A 17,669-nucleotide genomic window follows, 5' to 3' on the forward strand; every position below is an offset into this window, starting at 1 on the left:
AGCATCTAAAAAAATATAAATAAAAACAAACTAAAAAACAATATGCTCCTAAAAATTAAATTTATTACAGTCATTTTTTTAGTATTAAATTGTAATGCTATTGCACAATCTTTACCAAAGATTACAGCTAAAGATTACGGATTTACACAATCGGTTAAAAAAGTTGAGATGATAACGTATACGTTACATTCTGAAAAAGCAATACAAACCGAAAAAGTTAGCTACAATTTCAACACTGATGGTACCATAAAAAGCTACGAAAGAAAAAGCAATACGAGTAGCGATTGGTTAAAATTAAGCAGTAACTATAAAAAAGGTCTTTTACGTAAAAGAATAATTAAACATCGTAATTCTAATTTAAACAGAAAACATCAATATGTTTATGATACACAGCATAATTTAATAGAAGAGCGCATCTATTTAAAAAAAGGGGAAAAAAACCATATAAAATATGAGTATCAAAACAATAAGCTACAAAGCATTATAGCTAATATAAATGATACTAATTCTATAACTACATTTTATTACACCAAAAAAGGTAATTTGTATAAAAAAGTACATCATCAAAAACATAAAGCTAAAGAAGATGTAATTTCTAACCACTTCTATTTAGAAGATAAAGAAATTTTATCTTATACAGAACCTAGCACTAATTACAAGGCATATATACATACAGAAATAGTAGATATTGCTTTTAAAATTATTGAAGAGAATAATGCTACAAGCAGAATAAATAAAGGTATTCAACGATTTAATAAAGAGGCACCAAAAGATAATATCCCTTTTAACTTAGAGCAATATAGCAATCAAACTTGGCAATTTTACGAAAAGCATTTAGACAAGGTAGAACCTTACCAAATAACCATCTATTCCTACAAGAAAGACACCTTAGGTAACAAGGTAAAATATGCCACAGCCAATGTAAATATCAAGCAAGAAAACATAGCAACAATTCAGTTTTTTAGAACAACGTTACAAAATGGCAATATCGTTGGCGACACAAAGTATAATGAAAACACGTATTTAGAATTGGTAGAACATCTTAAATATATCAAAATTCCTAAATAAACATTTTTAACTATGACAGAAAATAATTATGAAATAAAACCGCTTTCCTCTAAAGATAAGAAAAAAATTAGTCAGCAGTATGTTTTCTTGGTTATTTTCTTAATTTTTGTAGGTGGTATATTCTTTTTCATTTTTAAAAATGTATTAAAGCCCGCAAAATTTAGTACAATTCCTATAATCGTTTTTGCTATTTTTTTATTGTTCTTCTTAAGTATTATAGTATACACTTTTTGGAGTACCTACATTGATTTAAAAAAAGGAATTAAACATTGCTATACAGGAATAATTACCGATAAACGAATAGAAAAACACACCTCTTCTTCAAAAAAATTTACCTCAAGAGCGGGTAATAGTTCAAATAGTACTACCACAACTTCATATTATATAAGTGTTGACATTCAAGAACACAGTATTCCTTACACGGTATATTCAAAAGCTACTATAGGAGACAAAATATATTTAGAAGTAAGTCCAAAAAACAAAGAGGTTTTAACATTTACTATATTAGAGAACCATCAGCAATCGATTGAAGTTAATAACACTCTTAATTTCATTCCAAATAAAAGTAAAACTATGCCAATGAGTCAAAAAGAAGTGGATGTAGTTAAAAAGATATTTTGGAAAAAAATGAGAAAAAGATTAATTTTTGTAATAGCATTTGCATTACTGTTATTATTGTTATGGCAAGGTATTTTTATTTTTATAATTCCTGTACTTGTTGCTTTTGTATATACTTCATTTAAACTACTTATAGAAATAAATAACTATGCAACGTTTTTTAGAAATGGAAAACTCAAACAAATAACAACAGTTCAGGTTAATGACAAGCTTAAAATCACTTCCAATAGAAACGCAACCAAGTTTCGTTTAGTTACTAATAATGGAAACATTGATGTGTCAGAAAATATATACAACAAAGTAAAATCAAACGATATTATTGATTTGCACAAAGCATCGTTCATTACTATTCTTATTGCAGTAAATTTTAACTCACACAATATATACTTATTTAATGAAACTATATAAATCTTCTGTTATGAAAAAAATAGGTTCACAGCTTCTTTTAGGTATCATTTTTATGTTTTTTATAAACAAGGCATATAGTAACGCTGCGCAACCTGGTATTTGGAATGCTGGTGGAACCGTATTTACAATGCTACATCCCGAAGACTCTCTCTCTTTTAAAAAAGTGCAAATGCAACAAGAAAATATATACATTCAGTTATATAAAGGTTTTGCAGTGGTAAAAGGAGTATATTGGTTTCGTAATACAACAAATGATTCTTTACGATTCAAAATGGGGTATCCTACCAATGGCATCTATGCTGGTGGAGACAACTATCTTAACCACGTTACTTTAGATTCATTAAGCCAATTTAAAATAAGAGTCAAAAACAATTTGCTACCGTTACTTAAAGAAGCACATCCAGAACTCAATAACAATTACAAAAAAACAATACCATTTAGTGATAATTGGAAAGTTTGGAACATGGAATTTACCCCAAACGAGCTACAAAAAGCAGAAGTGTATTTCATTGTAAACACCAACAATGCAAGAGTAAAGAAAGGTTATGAAAGCGAAAGTAAAAATGCATTTATTTATCTGTTAGAAAGCGAAAGTGTATGGAAAAACCCCATAAAACATGGTGATTTTTACATTGAATTAATGGACGAATTAAACGATTCTGATATAAAAGGACTTTCCTCAGGATTTGATTTTCGTTATAATGAAACACATAAACTATACACAGGCACAAAGACTAATTTTTCTCCTACACCAAAAGACAATTTAGTTATTACATATCACCAAAAAGAGGAGGCCTTTTCTTTTGAAAATATTTTATTAGAAGCCGAAAATTTATTTATAACTGTTGATAAATTAGCTATTTTACCTTTAAATAACTTAACATACAACCCAATTGAAATTAAAAGCCCTTATGATGTAAAAGACTCTTATTGGAGTAGTTTTCCTACTTTATTAGTTCTTTTTGTTACCTATTCACCCATTATTATAATAAGTATTTTATTTATCATTATAATTTGGGCAACCATAAAATGGTTAAAAATAAAAAGAAGAAAATAATAATTTTAAATATATGATTGCACTTACTCTTTTATTTATACTAATTTTTTGTTCTTTAGGAATTACTATAAAGCTACTTCTAATTTTTTTTTCCGAATACAATAATCTTCATCTACTGAACAACAAAGAACTACAAAACCACTTTAAAGTTCTAAACACAAAAACTCTAGAAGACAAAATAAAAACCGACACAATTATTAACAAACAATTGATAGAAATTGAACAAAAAATTTCTGCCTACAAAAATAAAAAAGAGTTAGAAATAGTGGTCGACTCTCTTAAACAACTACTCATAACCTCATTAAAACTAATTAAAAACAAATAGTTAATAATGAATAAATTAATACATTTACATAAAATAAACTAATGTATTTCATGCAATTAAAAAAGATCATAACGATTATTTTTATAGTTTTTTTCTCACTGAATTTACATTCACAAAGATTAACCTTAGTAGATAGTATTAAACTAACTGTACAAAAAGAACCTAACTACAACAAAAAAATTAACCTTCTACAAGAAAACATTAAGAAAATATATACAACAAAATTTGATGAATCTATACAGTTAGCCCATTTTGGTTTAAAGCTTGCTAACAAAAACAATGACAAGATTAATAAGGGAGATTTTTTAAGAACAATAGGTCTTTCATTAGGAAAAAAAGGAAATATAGATAGTGCTTCCGTTTATTACCATAAAGCTTTAAAAGAATTGGAACAAAGTAATGATAACAAAAAGTTAGGGCTGTTATACGATGATATGGCTAGAATGTACAGAAAATTACAACAATCAGATAGGGCTTTATATTTTTATGACAAAGCATTAACTTTATATCAAAACGATTCTAATTTAGAAGGAATTGCCCGAATTAACAATGAAAGTGGAGCGGTTTTTAATGCTGAAGGAAATTATACAGAAGCTAATAAAAGATTTCTAAAATCACTACAAATACAACAGCAAAGAAACGATTCTCTTGGCATAGGTTACTCGCTAGAATTTCTTGGTAATAATCAACTCCTTATTAAAAACTATAAAAAGGCTGAAAGTTACTTACAACAAGCCTTAAAAGTTCGTCAAAAAGGAAAAGATGAATTTGCACTAATGCTTAATTATACTGCTTTGGGTGAGTATTACAAAGAAGTAAAAAAACATAAACTTTCTAATAATTATTTTGAAAAAAGCAACACTATTGCAAAAAAAATTAAATTTCCAGACATACAACGCTATAACTATCAGCAAATGATGAAAAACTATGAAGATGTTAATAATTATAAAAAGGCTTTTAATAACCTTAAAGCATTTAACATTCTTAACGATAGTTTATACAATATAGAAAAATTAAAAAATATAGAAGAAATTACAACTAAATACGAAACAGTTGAAAAAGAAAATCAAATACTACAACAAAAAGCTGAAATTGCAAAAAATAAACTTCATTTAAAAAATAGAAATTTATGGATTTTCGGGTTAACTACTTTAGCGGTAATTATTAGTGTCATTGGCTTTTTATTATACAAACAACAAGTGCTAAAAAATATTAAACAACAAAGAGAAAATGAACTAAAACTTGCTATTGAAAAAATAGAACATCAAAACAAATTACAAGAACAAAAATTATCTATTTCAAGAGATTTACACGATAACATTGGAGCTCAATTATCTTTTATTGTTGCTGCAATTAATACTATTAAATATTATCTTTCTGACAAAGATGAAAAATTAACTAGCAAATTAGATACTATAAAAGATTTTGCAAAAGTAACTACGCAAGAACTACGAGATACCGTTTGGGCAATGAATAAATCAGATATTTCTATTAAAGATTTACACTCTCGAATTGCAAATTTTATCGAAAAAGCGAAACAATCACAAAATAAAACTAATATAACTGTTAATGTAGATGAAAATTTTCCTGAAGACGTAACCTTTACATCCTTACAAGGACTGAATGCATTTCGCATTATTCAAGAGGCTACCAATAATGCTCTTAAATATGCAAAAGCTTCACAAATAACCATCCATATTTATAAAAAAGAAGATAATATATGTTTCTCTGTAAAAGATAACGGCAAAGGCTTTATAGAAAAAAACGTAGAATTAGGCAATGGATTATTGAATATGAGAAAACGATCCATAGAATTAAAAAGTCAACTCAACATACAAACTGAACTAGAAAAAGGGGTTGAAGTTTCATTTTGTTTTATAATTCCAAAAACAACAATACATAAGGTATGAAAACTAGAGTAGCCATTGTAGATGATAATAATTTTTTAATAAAAAGCACCAAAGAAAGCCTCTCTTTTTTTGAAGATATAAGCATCGTATTTACAGCCAACAACGGATTAGAATGCTTACAAAAACTTAGCGAAAATAAAAATACTGACCTGATATTAATGGATATTGATATGCCCAAACAAAATGGCATAGAAGCCACTGCCTTAATAAAACGAAAATATCCGCAAGTAAAAATAATTATGCTTACTGTTTTTGATAATGACGAACAAATTTTCAATGCAATACAAGCAGGAGCAGATGGTTATTTATTAAAAGACGACGAACCAAAAACTCTTTATAATGCTATCACAAAAACCCTTACTGGTGGCGCTGTTATGACTCCATCTATAGCTCTTAAAGCACTAAATCTTTTACGCACTCCTTTATCTTTACAAAAAAATGAAGAAGAAAATGTAAAACTAACAAGTAGAGAAATTGAAGTCTTAGAACAATTAGCAACAGGGTTACCATATACCTCAATAGCTGAAAATTTGTTTATCTCACCATCAACAGTTAGAAGGCATATTGAAAATATATATAAGAAGCTACAAGTACACTCAAAGATTGAAGCGATTACCTTAGCAAAGAAGAAACGCTTAATATAAAACTTTAATCTATAGCAATATTTATAGGCATAAGATTCATTACAAACTAATGCTTTTCTTAATTTCACAATCCTTAATTTATATAAGAAAAATAGATGTTTTACATAAATTGCAACAATTACATACTTACATAATATTTTAAAACGCCTGCAACATTTTAAAGATTATATAAAGTAAAATGAAAGTAAACAAAAACCGAGATAAAATTAATCTTATAAAAAACAAATACTTAGCTTACAAACATCAATAAAACTAACATTATTAGAAACCTCCTTTGCTTATCGGCACCCCCTAACCACTCCCAAAAAACTAAAGGAAAATAGTTTTTGCAGGTAACTCAACGATAATATTATTCCTCCTTTTTTGATTCATCACTCTTAAATCCAATTCTCCTTCTTGACTCTTGATCTTTTTTTTCTAATTCTGCCTCTAATCTCTTATACCTACTTATATCTTTAATAGTTACAACAACGGCAGCTATATTGTTTTCATTATCTATTATAGGCCTTCCACTCAGTAAAACTCTCCTAATAGCATTCGTCTCTTTATTCAATAACAATACATCAATATCATTGGTGATTTTACCTAGTAAAGCTAATTCTGCAGAAAGATTTTGTGCTGGAAAAACTTTTCCATCATATGGATTTAACACCTTAAAATGATCTGAAAAATCAATTGATATTTGAGAGTCATCTTCAATACCAAAAAGCTCGTTAGCAACCTCATTAGCTAACACAACTTGCTTTTCAGCATTAGCTACCAAAACTCCATCACTAATGTTTTCTATAATCATATTCAACTTTTGCTGATTCTCATACAAATCATTCATTCTACTTTCATTCTCTTCTTGCAGCAACAAATCATTTGTAATATCTCTAACTACAGCATATAATGTTCCAGTAGCCGTATCAGAAGTCGCATTCCAAGACAACCATTTAATACTTCCATCCTTACAAATCCAACGATTTTTAAAACTTACTAAATTCACTCCTCCTTCTAACTTTTTAATCGCCTCCTTTGTCATTTCAATATCTTCAGGGAAGACATAAGTAGCGAACGGGTTATTCAACAATTCTTCATTAGTATACCCTAAAAGATTACTTAAAGAAGGGTTGACTCTTAAAAACCTTTCTTTAGATGCTATCACCAAACTATCTATTGAAATGTTAAAAAAAGTATCTGCCGCCTTTTGCGACTCCGTAATCATTTTTCTTTCTGTAATATCTGTAGATATACTTCCTATAGCATACACTCTGTTAGAAATATCAAACAAGGGAAATTTTACTGATAAATATGTATGCTTTCCATCAGACTGCTCAATCTCTTCTTCTACTTGAATTTCTCTTCCTAACTTCATTGCCTCTAAATCGGCATCTAGATATTTATCAGCTAATTCTTCTGGTAAAATATCATGATCGGTTTTTCCTATTAAATCTTTATCGTATGCTTCAAAAATTGATTGATACTTCTTATTTACCAACATATACTCGCCGTTTATTTTCTTTACGGAAATTGCATTGGTAGTATTCTCTATTATCGAGTGCAGTAATTTTTGACTTTTTAACAATTCTTCTTCCGATTTCTTTTTTGCTTTAAGCTGTGTTCTTAAAATAAAAAACACAGTTGTTAACATCCCTAAAATAATAACTATTAACCCCAGTGAAATCCAATTCCACAAACTATCATCCGTAGTGTTATTCATCTGTTTTAAGTAAACAACACCAAGTGCTACAACCATAAGACTATTTATAATATAGCCATACAAATTCTTTCTTTCCATTGAGGTTTTCATCTATACACGATATTTAATACACTAATATATTGAAATTTAAAAACATAAAAATGATAACCACCTTTTAAAACACCTTAAACCGATATTTTTTAATCAAAAAACAATACTTATCCTTTTTCAAATCACTCAAAAAAGTCTCTTTTTTGAAAACCCCTTTTTAATCAGTATCTTTGCCGCTTATGATAAAAAAACTCAAAGACAAAAAGAACAAAAGAATTTTCAGCTTTAACTTTTTGGTTTTCAGAAATCAATCCGACAAATTCATCCCTCCTTCTGAATAAAATCCCCTTTTTATCAAGCTAAAAAGAGTTTCCCTTAACTCTTAAACATGAAAATGTACTTTTTACAAGCACACTTTCTTCACATTTATTATTACAACAATGAATTTCTCAAAAAAAAGCCTAGTCTTAGTCGCTTTTTCTTTTGTTACAGCTATGTTTTCACAAGAAAAACCTGAGGTTAAAATTGGCGGGGCATTACGATTTAACTATAATCTATCTTCTTGGAAAGATGGACAAAAAAAGCGTGGAGGCGATTTCGGTTTCGATGTCTTCAGGATTAATGCTAAAGCTAAATACAAAGGAATAAAACTTAATGCCGAGTATCGTTTTTACTCGCAAAGTTTTGGAGGTAGCATGCTTAAACAAGGTTGGTTAGGATATGACTTTAACGAAAAAGACAATATTCAATTAGGATTAACACAAGTGCCCTTCGGTAATACTCAGTACAACTCTCATAGTTGGTTTTTTGGCATCAACTATTATTTAGGTTTAGAAGACGACCATGATATGGGAGTGAAATTCACCCATAAAGGTAAAAAGTGGGAATATGCCTTGGCTTTTTTTAAAAATGCTGAGGAACTTAATTTTGGAAGCAACTCTGATGTTTCCGACAGCCGATACTCATACGATGTTGCCTCAATAGACATTGATGGAGATGGAAACCTAGATTTAAGATATAAAGAAACAAATCAATTAAACGGTAAGGTAAATTATCACTTTGGAAATAAAAACACACAACACCAAATAGGTTTTTCCGCACAATATGGTGGTCTCTATAATTTAGACACTGAAGATACTTCTAGTCATTATGCCTTTGCCTTACACTATCAACTAAATACAAAAAACTTCAGTACAAAAGCACAAGTATCTACCTACAAATACAATACTAAAAACACTACCCACAGCAACCTTATTGCTTTAACTGCTTATGGAGCTCCTTACCTTACTGCTACAGAAGCAACCACCTACACTTTAGGTACAGCTTACACTTTTCCTGTTAAATGGAAACCTATTTCTAGCATACAAGTATACAATGACTTTGGTTATATGGATAAAGCAGCTTTAAATTTTGAAGACAGCTTAATGAATGTATTTGGTTTCTTAGTAACTGCTGGTAATGTTTATACTTATATAGATTTTGCCGCAGGGAAAAACCACCCTTGGTTAGGCCCTGTATGGACAAACGCTTTAGCAAACGGAACACCTAATGCTAATTGGGAAATGAGATTTAATATAAACATCGGATATTATTTTTAATTATATGAATGAGACAAATCATCAACAAATGAAGAAAGCTAAAAAAATAATTAGAAGCGACGAACGAAAATCAATCTTTGGGCTCGAAGTTAACGGACCTGTATTCTTCACTTCTTCAATAGTAATAATACTAAGCGTAGCTTTAACGTTACTCTTTAAAGAAAGAGCTCAATCCTATTTTGATACAGCACAAAATTTTATAGCAAACAAAACTGGTTGGTTATTCATTTTAGCCGTAAATATCTTTGTTGCTTTTATGCTCTACTTAGCTTTTAGTAAATACGGAAGTTTGCGTATAGGTGGAGCTAAAGCAAAACCAGAGTTTTCAACTACCTCTTGGTTTTCAATGCTTTTTAGTGCAGGTATGGGGATTGGGCTGCTCTTTTGGAGTATTGCCGAACCTGTTTATCATTTTTCTTCTCCTCCTTTAGCCGATCCAAACACAGCTGCTGCTGCTAAAGAAGCCATGAATGTTACTTTTTTACACTGGGGATTGCATGCTTGGGCTATTTACGCTTTGGTTGGATTATCTTTAGCTTATTTTACATATTCTAGAGGGCTTCCTTTAACAATTCGTTCAGTTTTTTATCCTTTTTTAGGGGATAGAATTCATGGTAGAATTGGAGATATTATCGATATTTTTGCTGTTTTAGCTACCGTTTTTGGTTTAGCAACTTCGTTAGGATTAGGTGTTAAACAAGTAGCTGCTGGTTTAGAGCACGTTTTTGGTTTAGATTCAGGAATTTCTTTACAAATATGGCTAATTGTAGGTATTACATTGATAGCCACCATATCAGTAATTTCAGGAGTTGATAAAGGAGTAAAGTTCCTTAGTGAAATGAACATGCGTATTGCAGTATTATTATTACTTGCCGTAGTAATTTTAGGTCCCACAATTTTCATCCTAAAATCGTTTGTACAAAATACTGGTAGTTATGTAAACGACTTAATCAATCTTTCTACTTGGGCTGAAGCCTATACAGGAACAGAATGGCAAAACTCATGGACTATCTTTTATTGGGGATGGTGGATTGCTTGGTCTCCTTTCGTAGGAATGTTTATCGCTCGTGTTTCTAAAGGAAGAACAATTAGAGAATTTATTTTAGGTGTTTTAATCGTTCCTACCTTAATCACTTTATTTTGGATTACAGCTTTTGGCGGTACCTCTTTACACGAAATTTTAGGAGGAGATCCTACTATTGCAGAGGGTGTGAATGATAATGTTGCAACTGCTCTTTTTGTATTCTTAGAAGACTTCCCTTTTTCAATGGCGTTAAACATCATTGCTATTATTCTTATTGCTAGTTTCTTTGTTACCTCATCAGATTCTGGTTCTTTAGTGGTTGACAGCTTAACTTCAGGTGGAAAAATTGATGCTCCAGTAGGACAACGAATATTTTGGGCACTTGCAGAAGGTGCTGTAGCAGCCGTTTTATTATTAGGAGGAGGTTTAAAAGCTTTACAAACTGCTTCTATTGCAACCGGACTTCCTTTTACCTTACTTTTGCTGCTCATGTGCTACTCTCTTTTTAAAGGATTAAAAGAAGATTATAAAGAACACCTAAAGCGTTTAAATCAAAAGGAAAAAGAAGAATATCAAGAAACTGTAAAAAGGTTAATAGACTCTAAAAAACAAAAAGCTTAAATTATGAAGATAAAAAACATACTTGTAGCCTTAGATTTATCAGAATTAGACATCTCGCTAATTAAATATTGTAGCATGTTGGCTAAAAATTACGGAACAGAAAACGTGTATTTTATTCATAATGTAAAAAAATATGAAATAAGTAGCTTATTTTCTGAACAGTTAGAAAACATTAATATTGAAGAAATTATTGAAGAAGAACTTGAAAACAGCATAAGTAAGTATTTTGACACCGACTGCAACTATGAATTATTAGTTTCAGACGATGCTTATACTGAAAGTTTAATTAGCTACGTTGCCAATAAATACCACACTAATTTGATAATCGTAGGGAACAAAAACACTTACAAAGGATCTGGTTCGGTTTCAGGTAAGTTATTACGTATGGCAAAATGTAACGTGCTTTTAATACCTAAAGAAGCAAACTTGAACCCTGAAAACCTTATGGTCGCTACTGATTTTTCATCAGCTTCACTAAAAGCATTTCATACCGCTTCAGATATGAGTTCAAAACAAAAATCTACGTTAAAAGCGCTGAATGTTTTTAAAATACCTCAGCTATTTTTCCCTTACATCAAAATTGATAAAGCTCGAGAAAAAGTAGAAAAACACGTTGATTTACAGTTTGAAAAATTACTTCAAAAAACAAAAGCTCAACATATAGAAACTCTTAAAGCTTCTGCAGGTGAAGACAGTATTCCTGAAAAAATTAGAACTATTGCCGAAAAAGATAAAACAGACATTTTATTTGTTGCCGACAAAGGACACAACAACTTTACTTCTCTTTTAGTAGGAAGTGTTACTGAAGAATTGTTTACTCAAGATTTACACGTACCTCTATGGGTAGTTAAACGTTATATCGCCTCATAAAACAAAAAAACGGAGCTAATAATTAGCTCCGTTTTTTTTATTACTCAATTCTTTTTTTCTCTGATTTTTCGATTTCTTTCACAGTATTAAAAAGAGTTTCTTTTAAGCCTCGATATCCTTTTAAGAACTCACTTACTTCAATAATTAATCTTCGGTGTTCATTTTTATAGACTTCTTCCTCTATTACTTGATCTACCCCATCTACCATTACTTCTAACCCTCTTTCATGAGCCTCTACAAGCTTAATTAATTCGTCTGTTTTTTTTCTAGATTTCCCTAACTCTTCAACTATTTTAGTTGTTCCCTTAAATTGATCAGGAGCTATTAATTCAAAAATATACTTTCTAATTAAATCTTCAAAAAAGAGTTGTTCATCTTTCAAAAAAGAAAGTTCAGACAGCCATTGTTTTGAGGTTAAATGCATATCTTCTGCACTCAACCACTCAACATATTTCACATATGTGTTTGTTGTTTTCATTGAACTAGCTTTTACGATTAGACATTTCATTTTATATCATTAACTCTTTTATAGCATGTAATTTTGGAATACAAACATTCCAATTTTTCTCTTTTTGTATTTTCACCCTAAAAGCATCTAAAGCTGTTTGTTCTCCATGAATAAGAAACACTTCTTTTGGTATGTTTTTTATCTCACTTAACCAATCTAACAAGTCTTGCTGATCTGCATGAGCAGATAAACTTTCTATACTTTTAACTCTTGCCTTTACAGGAAAATATCGTCCAAAGAACTTTATTTCATGACATCCTTCTTGTAACTGTCTTCCTCTTGTTCCTTCTGCCTGATACCCAACCAACAGAATCGTCGTAGTAGGATCATCAACCATCTGTTGTAAGTAAGTTAAAACCCTACCGCCAGTTACCATACCACTTCCTGCAATTATTATTTTAGATCTCGAATCATCAATAGTTTCCCAAGTTTCTCTATACGATTCTACAATAGTAACGTGATTACACATAGCTGCATATTCATCCATCGATAATTTATGCCATTTCGGATATCGTTTAAAAACCTCTAAAACATTATTCCCCATCGGGCTATCTACAAAAATGGGAATGTTTGGGATTTTATTTTTTTTATACAACTTCCATAAAACATACATTAACATTTGCAAACGCTCAACAGCAAAACTAGGAATGATCAAATTTCCTTTTTGCACGATGGTTTCTTTAATTGTTTCTGATAAAATTTCTTCTATATCTTCTGTAGGATGCAGTTTATGACCATATGTACTTTCTAAAAAAAGGTAATCTGCCCACTCAGGTTTTTTTGGTTTTTCTAACAAATAATCATTTTGCCTTCCAATATCTCCAGAAAACACAAATCGCTTTTTGTTGATATTTAATTCTATGAAAGTAGCTCCTATGATATGTCCGTTATATTGAAATCTATATGAGATTTCATCTGAAAAAGAAATCCATTCTCCTTCCTCTACAGCTTCAAATAAGGTTATTGTTTTTTCAGCTTCAGCAATTGTATAAAAAGGAAGTACAGGATTATGTTTACTATAATGTTCTAGAGTTGCTTTTTCTGCTTCTTCTTCGTGAATCTTTGCACTATCTTTTAAAATAATTCCTGCAATCGCTAAAGTAGGAGCTGTTCCAATAACCCTCCCTCTAAACCCTTGCTTGTACAATCTTGGTAGAAACCCTACATGATCTAAATGTCCGTGTGTTAATAGTACTATATCAATTTGGCTTACATCTATAGGAAGTTCTTTCCAATTTAACTCTCTAAGCTCTTTGAGTCCTTGAAACATCCCGCAATCAATCAAAATTTTCTTACCGTACGCTTCGAGCAAAAACTTTGATCCAGTAACTGTACCTGCTGCTCCTAAAAAATGAACCTTAGCAAAATTAAGCATCATTACTTGTTTTAAGCGTTACACAATTGTTGTATTTCTGCAAGAATTCTTTTCTTTCTAGTATCAGAAACCCCTAAATGATCCAAGTAAAAGCTATCTTTTATTAACTCTCTGCACAGTACTACATCTCTATTTAATAAAAACTGCTTTTCTCTATTTGTCAATAAAGTTGAAACCGTAATAGGGTACAATCCTAAACGATCAATTATATCTTTTAAACTATTTTCTAGAGGGTAATCCCAACTTAACAAGTACAATCCAGCACAATTACCATACTCAGTCGCATCTTTAGTAAACCTTGTATTTGTTACAACCCAACCTTGAGTTAAGGTTGTATCGTGTTTTTTAAATGTATTCCAATGATTTTTAACATCGCGATAACGAGAATGAACATATAAAGGAACTTTAACATTACAAACAAGACCTTGCTCACTATGAAATTTACACTCTACAACAGTAGTTTCATTATTTTTATGTGCTACGATATCTACTTCGTGTTGCACACATTCACCTTGTAAAATTTCTCCCACAGCTACCTTATACCCTGAATATTTTAAAATAGCTCCTATAAAATGTTCAAAAGGAAAACCAGTAGGACCTAACTCATATATTGCTTTCTTTAACTTATACTTAGAAGCGAACACGTTCTTTTTTTTCTTCAACAAAGCAAAGGCTCTATTATAAATTTCTTTCGTGGTTATTCCTTGGTACAATTCATCTTGAACGGTTTCTAATATAGAAGCTACCACTTCATCATCAGCTCCAGTTCTTTTTAGAGATTTTTTCAACTTAGTGAGTGAAAACTGTACGACTTCTCCAGAACTCTTTACTATTGAGATTTTATCAGTATTCATTTTCATATTTAATGCAAATTCAGTTTAAAAAGGCACTATTCCGTAGGCTTCATTCAACAAAAACAATCCTAAAAAGAACAATAACACATATATAGCTTGTATAAACTTTAAATTGGTTTGTTTTAATAAGTTGATGGTTTGTTTTGGAAAAGTGAAAAGAATAATTCCTTTAATTAAGGCTAACCAACCAAATAAGGTTATTAATAGTTTAATGTTTGGTTCCCAAATATTATGAGCTAACACATTAAGCAACCCTATAATAATTGCAAAAAGCGAAAGGATAATTAAGAATCGGGCATCTTGTAAGTTATCTACTATTTGTTTTACCCTTTTCGGATTAAAACTCAAAACAAAGAAGAAAATAATACAATACCAGCCCCAAAATTTCAACAAAAAAACCGATATATCCATAACTTATAGTTTTATACACTTTCTCAAAGATACGAATATAACACACTGATTTTCATTATTTTTATCATGAAAAAAGAAAAAACCATAAACATATCGAAATATATTTATGGTTTTTATAATTATTGGAAATTTTCTCCTGTTATCTAAATTGAGTTAGTCTAGCAACATACTTTCCTATAACATCAAACTCTAAGTTTACTTTGCTACCAATTGTAAAATTTTTAAACGTAGTATGCTCAAAGGTATAAGGGATTATTGCCACACTAAATTCATCTTTTTTAGAGTTTACAACCGTTAAACTCACTCCGTTAATGGTAATAGAACCTTTTTCAATCGTTACATTACTTCCATCAAAGTTATATGAAAAAGTAAAAACCGTACTCCCTTCAGCATCTTCAATATTTTTACAAACACCAGTTCCGTCTACATGCCCTTGTACAATATGACCATCCAAACGAGCGCCTAACTTCATAGCTCTTTCAAGATTTACCTCTTCACCTACTTGTATATCGCCAATATTGGTTTTATCTAAAGTTTCTTTTATTGCTGTAACGGTATACTCATCATTATCAATTGCCACTACTGTTAAACAAACACCATTATGTGCTACACTTTGATCTATTTTTAACTCATTGGTAATTGTACTTTGAATTGTAAGGTGTAAATTTTCTTTTTCACGCTCTATTCCTTTAACCGTTCCAAGAGTTTCTATTATTCCGGTAAACATTCTATAAAAATTTAGTTACTTTTGTTAGCATCAAAAATACAACTTTACCTACGAAAGTAAACTATGGATAAAGCAAACAAAATTATTGTTGGAATTTCAGTTGGAGACATCAACGGAATTGGTATCGAAATTATTTTAAAAACTTTTGAAGACAAACGAATGTTAGATTTCTGTACCCCTGTGTTGTTTGCTTCAAACAAACTGATTTCATACCACAAAAAAGCGTTGAATCTTAATAATAGTGTCCACGGAATTACTTCAATAGATAAATTAGTTCACGGAAAAATCAATTTATTGAATGTTTGGAAAGAGGAGGTTAAAATTGATTTAGGTAAAATTACTGAAGAAGGTGGTAAATATGCTTTAAAATCTTTGCAAGGAGCAGTAGCTGCTTTAAAGAAGAATCAAGTTGATGTCTTACTTACCGCTCCTATTAGTAAAGAGAATATACAATCAGAAGAATTTAACTTCCCAGGTCATACAGAATACCTGGAAGAGAACATAGACGGAAAAAGCTTGATGATTTTAATGACGGATGAATTGCGTATTGGTTTAATAACAGGACATATTCCTGTTTCAAAAGTTGCCGAAACCATTACTCCAGAACTTATCAAGTCGAAAGTTGACATCATGTATAATTCATTAAAGCAAGATTTCAACATCAACAAACCTAAAATTGCCATTTTAGGACTGAATCCACATTGTGGAGATAACGGAATTATAGGTAGTGAAGACGATGAAATTATTCGTCCAACGATTGCCGAAATTAAAGAATCGGGTAAATTAGTTTTTGGTCCGTATGCAGCTGATGGTTTCTTTGGTTCTAAAACTTACGAACAATTTGATGGTGTTTTAGCCATGTATCATGATCAAGGGTTAGCTCCTTTCAAAGCTTTATCGTTTGGAAATGGTGTAAATTTCACCGCAGGATTAGCTAAAGTAAGAACCTCTCCAGATCACGGAACGGGATTTGATATCGCAGGTAAAAACAAAGCAAATGAAACGTCGTTTAAAGAAGCTTTATTTACCTCATTACAAATATTTAAGAACCGAAAAGAGTATCAAGAACTTACTAAAAATGCTTTAAACATAAAATAGTGCATTTTTTTTACACAAAATATAAAAGTAAAAACATTTTTTATATCTTTGCACGCTCAAATTGATAGTTGTAGATGAAAGACTTAAAACAATTCAACATACCTTTTGTAGGTTTAAAAGAAGGAAGTCATTTATTTGAATATCAAATTGACAAAACGTTCTTTGAAGCTTTTCAGTTTGATGAATTTAATGACGTAAACATTAAAGCTGATATTACTTTTGTAAAAAAGAGCACTTTATTTGAGCTTAATTTTACCATAAACGGAACCGTTAATGTTCCTTGTGATGTCACTAATGAATTGTTTGATCTACCTATTAATGGTAGTTTAGACTTGGTTGTTAAATTTGGCCCTGAATTTAATGACGAACACGATGAAATTTTGATACTTCCACACGAAGCGTATCAAATTAACGTTGCACAATATCTATATGAATTAATTGTGTTATCCGTTCCAACCAAAAGAGTACACCCAAGTGTAACTGATGGTTCAATGCAGTCAGATGCTTTAAAGAAATTAGAAGAATTAAGAATAAACGAAGAGAAAACTGTTGAAGAAGACTCAACAGACCCAAGATGGGATAAATTAAAGGATTTACTAACAGATAAATAAGACATAAAATGGCACATCCAAAGAGAAAAATATCTAAAACTAGAAGAGACAAAAGAAGAACTCACTATAAAGCTTCTGTTCCTCAAATAGCTGTTGATCCTACAACTGGAGAAGCTCATTTATACCACAGAGCTCACTGGCATGAAGGAAAACTTTATTACAGAGGTCAAGTAGTATTAGAAAGCGCTGCTGCTGAGGCTTAAGAACTAG

At 30.5% G+C, this 17,669-nt stretch carries 17 protein-coding genes; 11 read left to right on the forward strand and 6 right to left on the reverse strand.

The window, feature by feature from the left end; translation table 11 throughout:
- The first annotated feature begins 42 nt into the window (after window positions 1-42).
- The 5 genes from ACR9ES_RS07200 to ACR9ES_RS07220 all read left to right on the forward strand — a co-directional run bounded on the left by ACR9ES_RS07200 (window position 43) and on the right by ACR9ES_RS07220 (window position 6,030).
- A complete protein-coding gene (locus ACR9ES_RS07200) occupies window positions 43-1,068 on the forward strand; it encodes a hypothetical protein (RefSeq protein WP_435253714.1) in 1,026 nt (341 codons plus the stop codon).
- Between the two features lie 12 nt (window positions 1,069-1,080).
- Entirely contained in the window at window positions 1,081-2,094 is a 1,014-nt protein-coding gene (locus ACR9ES_RS07205) for a hypothetical protein (protein WP_435253715.1), read from the forward strand.
- A 10-nt stretch (window positions 2,095-2,104) separates the two neighbouring features.
- Entirely contained in the window at window positions 2,105-3,151 is a 1,047-nt protein-coding gene (locus ACR9ES_RS07210) for a hypothetical protein (protein WP_435253716.1), read from the forward strand.
- 375 nt (window positions 3,152-3,526) lie between these two features.
- A complete protein-coding gene (locus tag ACR9ES_RS07215; protein WP_435253717.1) occupies window positions 3,527-5,386 on the forward strand; it encodes a tetratricopeptide repeat-containing sensor histidine kinase in 1,860 nt (619 codons plus the stop codon).
- A complete protein-coding gene (locus ACR9ES_RS07220) occupies window positions 5,383-6,030 on the forward strand; it encodes a response regulator (RefSeq protein ID WP_299001590.1) in 648 nt (215 codons plus the stop codon). The genes ACR9ES_RS07215 and ACR9ES_RS07220 overlap by 4 nt, the downstream gene beginning before the upstream one ends.
- Before the next feature lie 349 nt (window positions 6,031-6,379).
- Here the strand turns inward: ACR9ES_RS07220 and ACR9ES_RS07225 are convergent, their stop codons facing one another.
- A complete protein-coding gene (locus ACR9ES_RS07225) occupies window positions 6,380-7,822 on the reverse strand; it encodes a PAS domain S-box protein (protein ID WP_435253718.1) in 1,443 nt (480 codons plus the stop codon).
- 380 nt (window positions 7,823-8,202) lie between these two features.
- On the opposite strand from ACR9ES_RS07225, the gene ACR9ES_RS07230 reads away from it, so the two are divergent.
- Genes ACR9ES_RS07230 through ACR9ES_RS07240 form a run of 3 tightly spaced genes read left to right on the forward strand, consistent with a single transcriptional unit; the run spans window position 8,203 to window position 11,875 of the window.
- Entirely contained in the window at window positions 8,203-9,360 is a 1,158-nt protein-coding gene (locus ACR9ES_RS07230) for a hypothetical protein (RefSeq protein ID WP_435253719.1), read from the forward strand.
- Between the two features lie 28 nt (window positions 9,361-9,388).
- The gene (locus ACR9ES_RS07235) at window positions 9,389-11,005 is read left to right on the forward strand and encodes a BCCT family transporter (RefSeq protein WP_435253720.1); all 1,617 of its coding nucleotides are present in this window, start codon (window positions 9,389-9,391) and stop codon (window positions 11,003-11,005) included.
- 3 nt (window positions 11,006-11,008) lie between these two features.
- A complete protein-coding gene (locus ACR9ES_RS07240; protein ID WP_435253721.1) occupies window positions 11,009-11,875 on the forward strand; it encodes a universal stress protein in 867 nt (288 codons plus the stop codon).
- 40 nt (window positions 11,876-11,915) lie between these two features.
- Here ACR9ES_RS07240 and ACR9ES_RS07245 read toward each other — a convergent pair whose 3' ends face one another.
- The 5 genes from ACR9ES_RS07245 to ACR9ES_RS07265 form a co-directional block, all read right to left on the reverse strand.
- Window positions 11,916-12,353 carry a hypothetical protein gene (locus ACR9ES_RS07245; RefSeq protein WP_274634958.1) on the reverse strand — a complete coding sequence of 146 codons (438 nt, stop codon included), beginning with the start codon at window positions 12,351-12,353 and terminating at the stop codon, window positions 11,916-11,918.
- A gap of 31 nt (window positions 12,354-12,384) precedes the next feature.
- Window positions 12,385-13,758: an MBL fold metallo-hydrolase RNA specificity domain-containing protein gene (locus ACR9ES_RS07250; protein ID WP_274634967.1), complete on the reverse strand. Its 1,374-nt coding sequence runs from the start codon at window positions 13,756-13,758 to the stop codon at window positions 12,385-12,387.
- An 11-nt stretch (window positions 13,759-13,769) separates the two neighbouring features.
- The gene (locus ACR9ES_RS07255) at window positions 13,770-14,612 is read right to left on the reverse strand and encodes a restriction endonuclease (RefSeq protein ID WP_435253722.1); all 843 of its coding nucleotides are present in this window, start codon (window positions 14,610-14,612) and stop codon (window positions 13,770-13,772) included.
- A 24-nt stretch (window positions 14,613-14,636) separates the two neighbouring features.
- Window positions 14,637-15,023 (reverse strand): hypothetical protein, encoded by a 387-nt coding sequence (locus ACR9ES_RS07260; protein WP_435253723.1) that lies wholly within the window; start codon window positions 15,021-15,023, stop codon window positions 14,637-14,639.
- Between the two features lie 139 nt (window positions 15,024-15,162).
- On the reverse strand, window positions 15,163-15,750 hold the full coding sequence (locus ACR9ES_RS07265) for a riboflavin synthase (RefSeq protein WP_274634962.1): 588 nt from the start codon (window positions 15,748-15,750) through the stop codon (window positions 15,163-15,165).
- A gap of 63 nt (window positions 15,751-15,813) precedes the next feature.
- Between ACR9ES_RS07265 and pdxA the strand changes: the two genes are divergently transcribed.
- The 3 genes from pdxA (at window position 15,814) to rpmF (ending at window position 17,662) form a co-directional block, all read left to right on the forward strand.
- Complete coding sequence (pdxA, locus tag ACR9ES_RS07270) at window positions 15,814-16,848, forward strand: 4-hydroxythreonine-4-phosphate dehydrogenase PdxA (protein WP_274634963.1); 1,035 nt, start codon at window positions 15,814-15,816, stop codon at window positions 16,846-16,848.
- Between the two features lie 74 nt (window positions 16,849-16,922).
- On the forward strand, window positions 16,923-17,459 hold the full coding sequence (locus ACR9ES_RS07275; protein WP_435253724.1) for a YceD family protein: 537 nt from the start codon (window positions 16,923-16,925) through the stop codon (window positions 17,457-17,459).
- 8 nt (window positions 17,460-17,467) lie between these two features.
- Window positions 17,468-17,662, forward strand: a complete 195-nt coding sequence (gene rpmF, locus ACR9ES_RS07280) for a 50S ribosomal protein L32 (RefSeq protein WP_047789948.1) — start codon at window positions 17,468-17,470, stop codon at window positions 17,660-17,662.
- Window positions 17,663-17,669: the final 7 nt, after the last annotated feature.

The organism is Tenacibaculum sp. A30, assembly GCF_051200845.1.
GTDB lineage: Bacteria > Bacteroidota > Bacteroidia > Flavobacteriales > Flavobacteriaceae > Polaribacter.

Coding starts and splice junctions, on each gene's coding strand:
- ACR9ES_RS07200 (WP_435253714.1), top strand. CDS start 43: ATGCTCCTAAAAATTAAATTTATTACAGTCATTTTTTTAGTATTAAAT.
- ACR9ES_RS07220 (WP_299001590.1), top strand. CDS start 5,383: ATGAAAACTAGAGTAGCCATTGTAGATGATAATAATTTTTTAATAAAA.
- ACR9ES_RS07260 (WP_435253723.1), bottom strand. CDS start 15,023: ATGGATATATCGGTTTTTTTGTTGAAATTTTGGGGCTGGTATTGTATT.
- ACR9ES_RS07205 (WP_435253715.1), top strand. CDS start 1,081: ATGACAGAAAATAATTATGAAATAAAACCGCTTTCCTCTAAAGATAAG.
- ACR9ES_RS07255 (WP_435253722.1), bottom strand. CDS start 14,612: ATGAATACTGATAAAATCTCAATAGTAAAGAGTTCTGGAGAAGTCGTA.
- ACR9ES_RS07265 (WP_274634962.1), bottom strand. CDS start 15,750: ATGTTTACCGGAATAATAGAAACTCTTGGAACGGTTAAAGGAATAGAG.
- ACR9ES_RS07250 (WP_274634967.1), bottom strand. CDS start 13,758: ATGCTTAATTTTGCTAAGGTTCATTTTTTAGGAGCAGCAGGTACAGTT.
- ACR9ES_RS07210 (WP_435253716.1), top strand. CDS start 2,105: ATGAAAAAAATAGGTTCACAGCTTCTTTTAGGTATCATTTTTATGTTT.
- ACR9ES_RS07225 (WP_435253718.1), bottom strand. CDS start 7,822: ATGAAAACCTCAATGGAAAGAAAGAATTTGTATGGCTATATTATAAAT.
- rpmF (WP_047789948.1), top strand. CDS start 17,468: ATGGCACATCCAAAGAGAAAAATATCTAAAACTAGAAGAGACAAAAGA.
- ACR9ES_RS07275 (WP_435253724.1), top strand. CDS start 16,923: ATGAAAGACTTAAAACAATTCAACATACCTTTTGTAGGTTTAAAAGAA.
- ACR9ES_RS07230 (WP_435253719.1), top strand. CDS start 8,203: ATGAATTTCTCAAAAAAAAGCCTAGTCTTAGTCGCTTTTTCTTTTGTT.
- ACR9ES_RS07240 (WP_435253721.1), top strand. CDS start 11,009: ATGAAGATAAAAAACATACTTGTAGCCTTAGATTTATCAGAATTAGAC.
- pdxA (WP_274634963.1), top strand. CDS start 15,814: ATGGATAAAGCAAACAAAATTATTGTTGGAATTTCAGTTGGAGACATC.
- ACR9ES_RS07215 (WP_435253717.1), top strand. CDS start 3,527: ATGCAATTAAAAAAGATCATAACGATTATTTTTATAGTTTTTTTCTCA.
- ACR9ES_RS07245 (WP_274634958.1), bottom strand. CDS start 12,353: ATGAAAACAACAAACACATATGTGAAATATGTTGAGTGGTTGAGTGCA.
- ACR9ES_RS07235 (WP_435253720.1), top strand. CDS start 9,389: ATGAAGAAAGCTAAAAAAATAATTAGAAGCGACGAACGAAAATCAATC.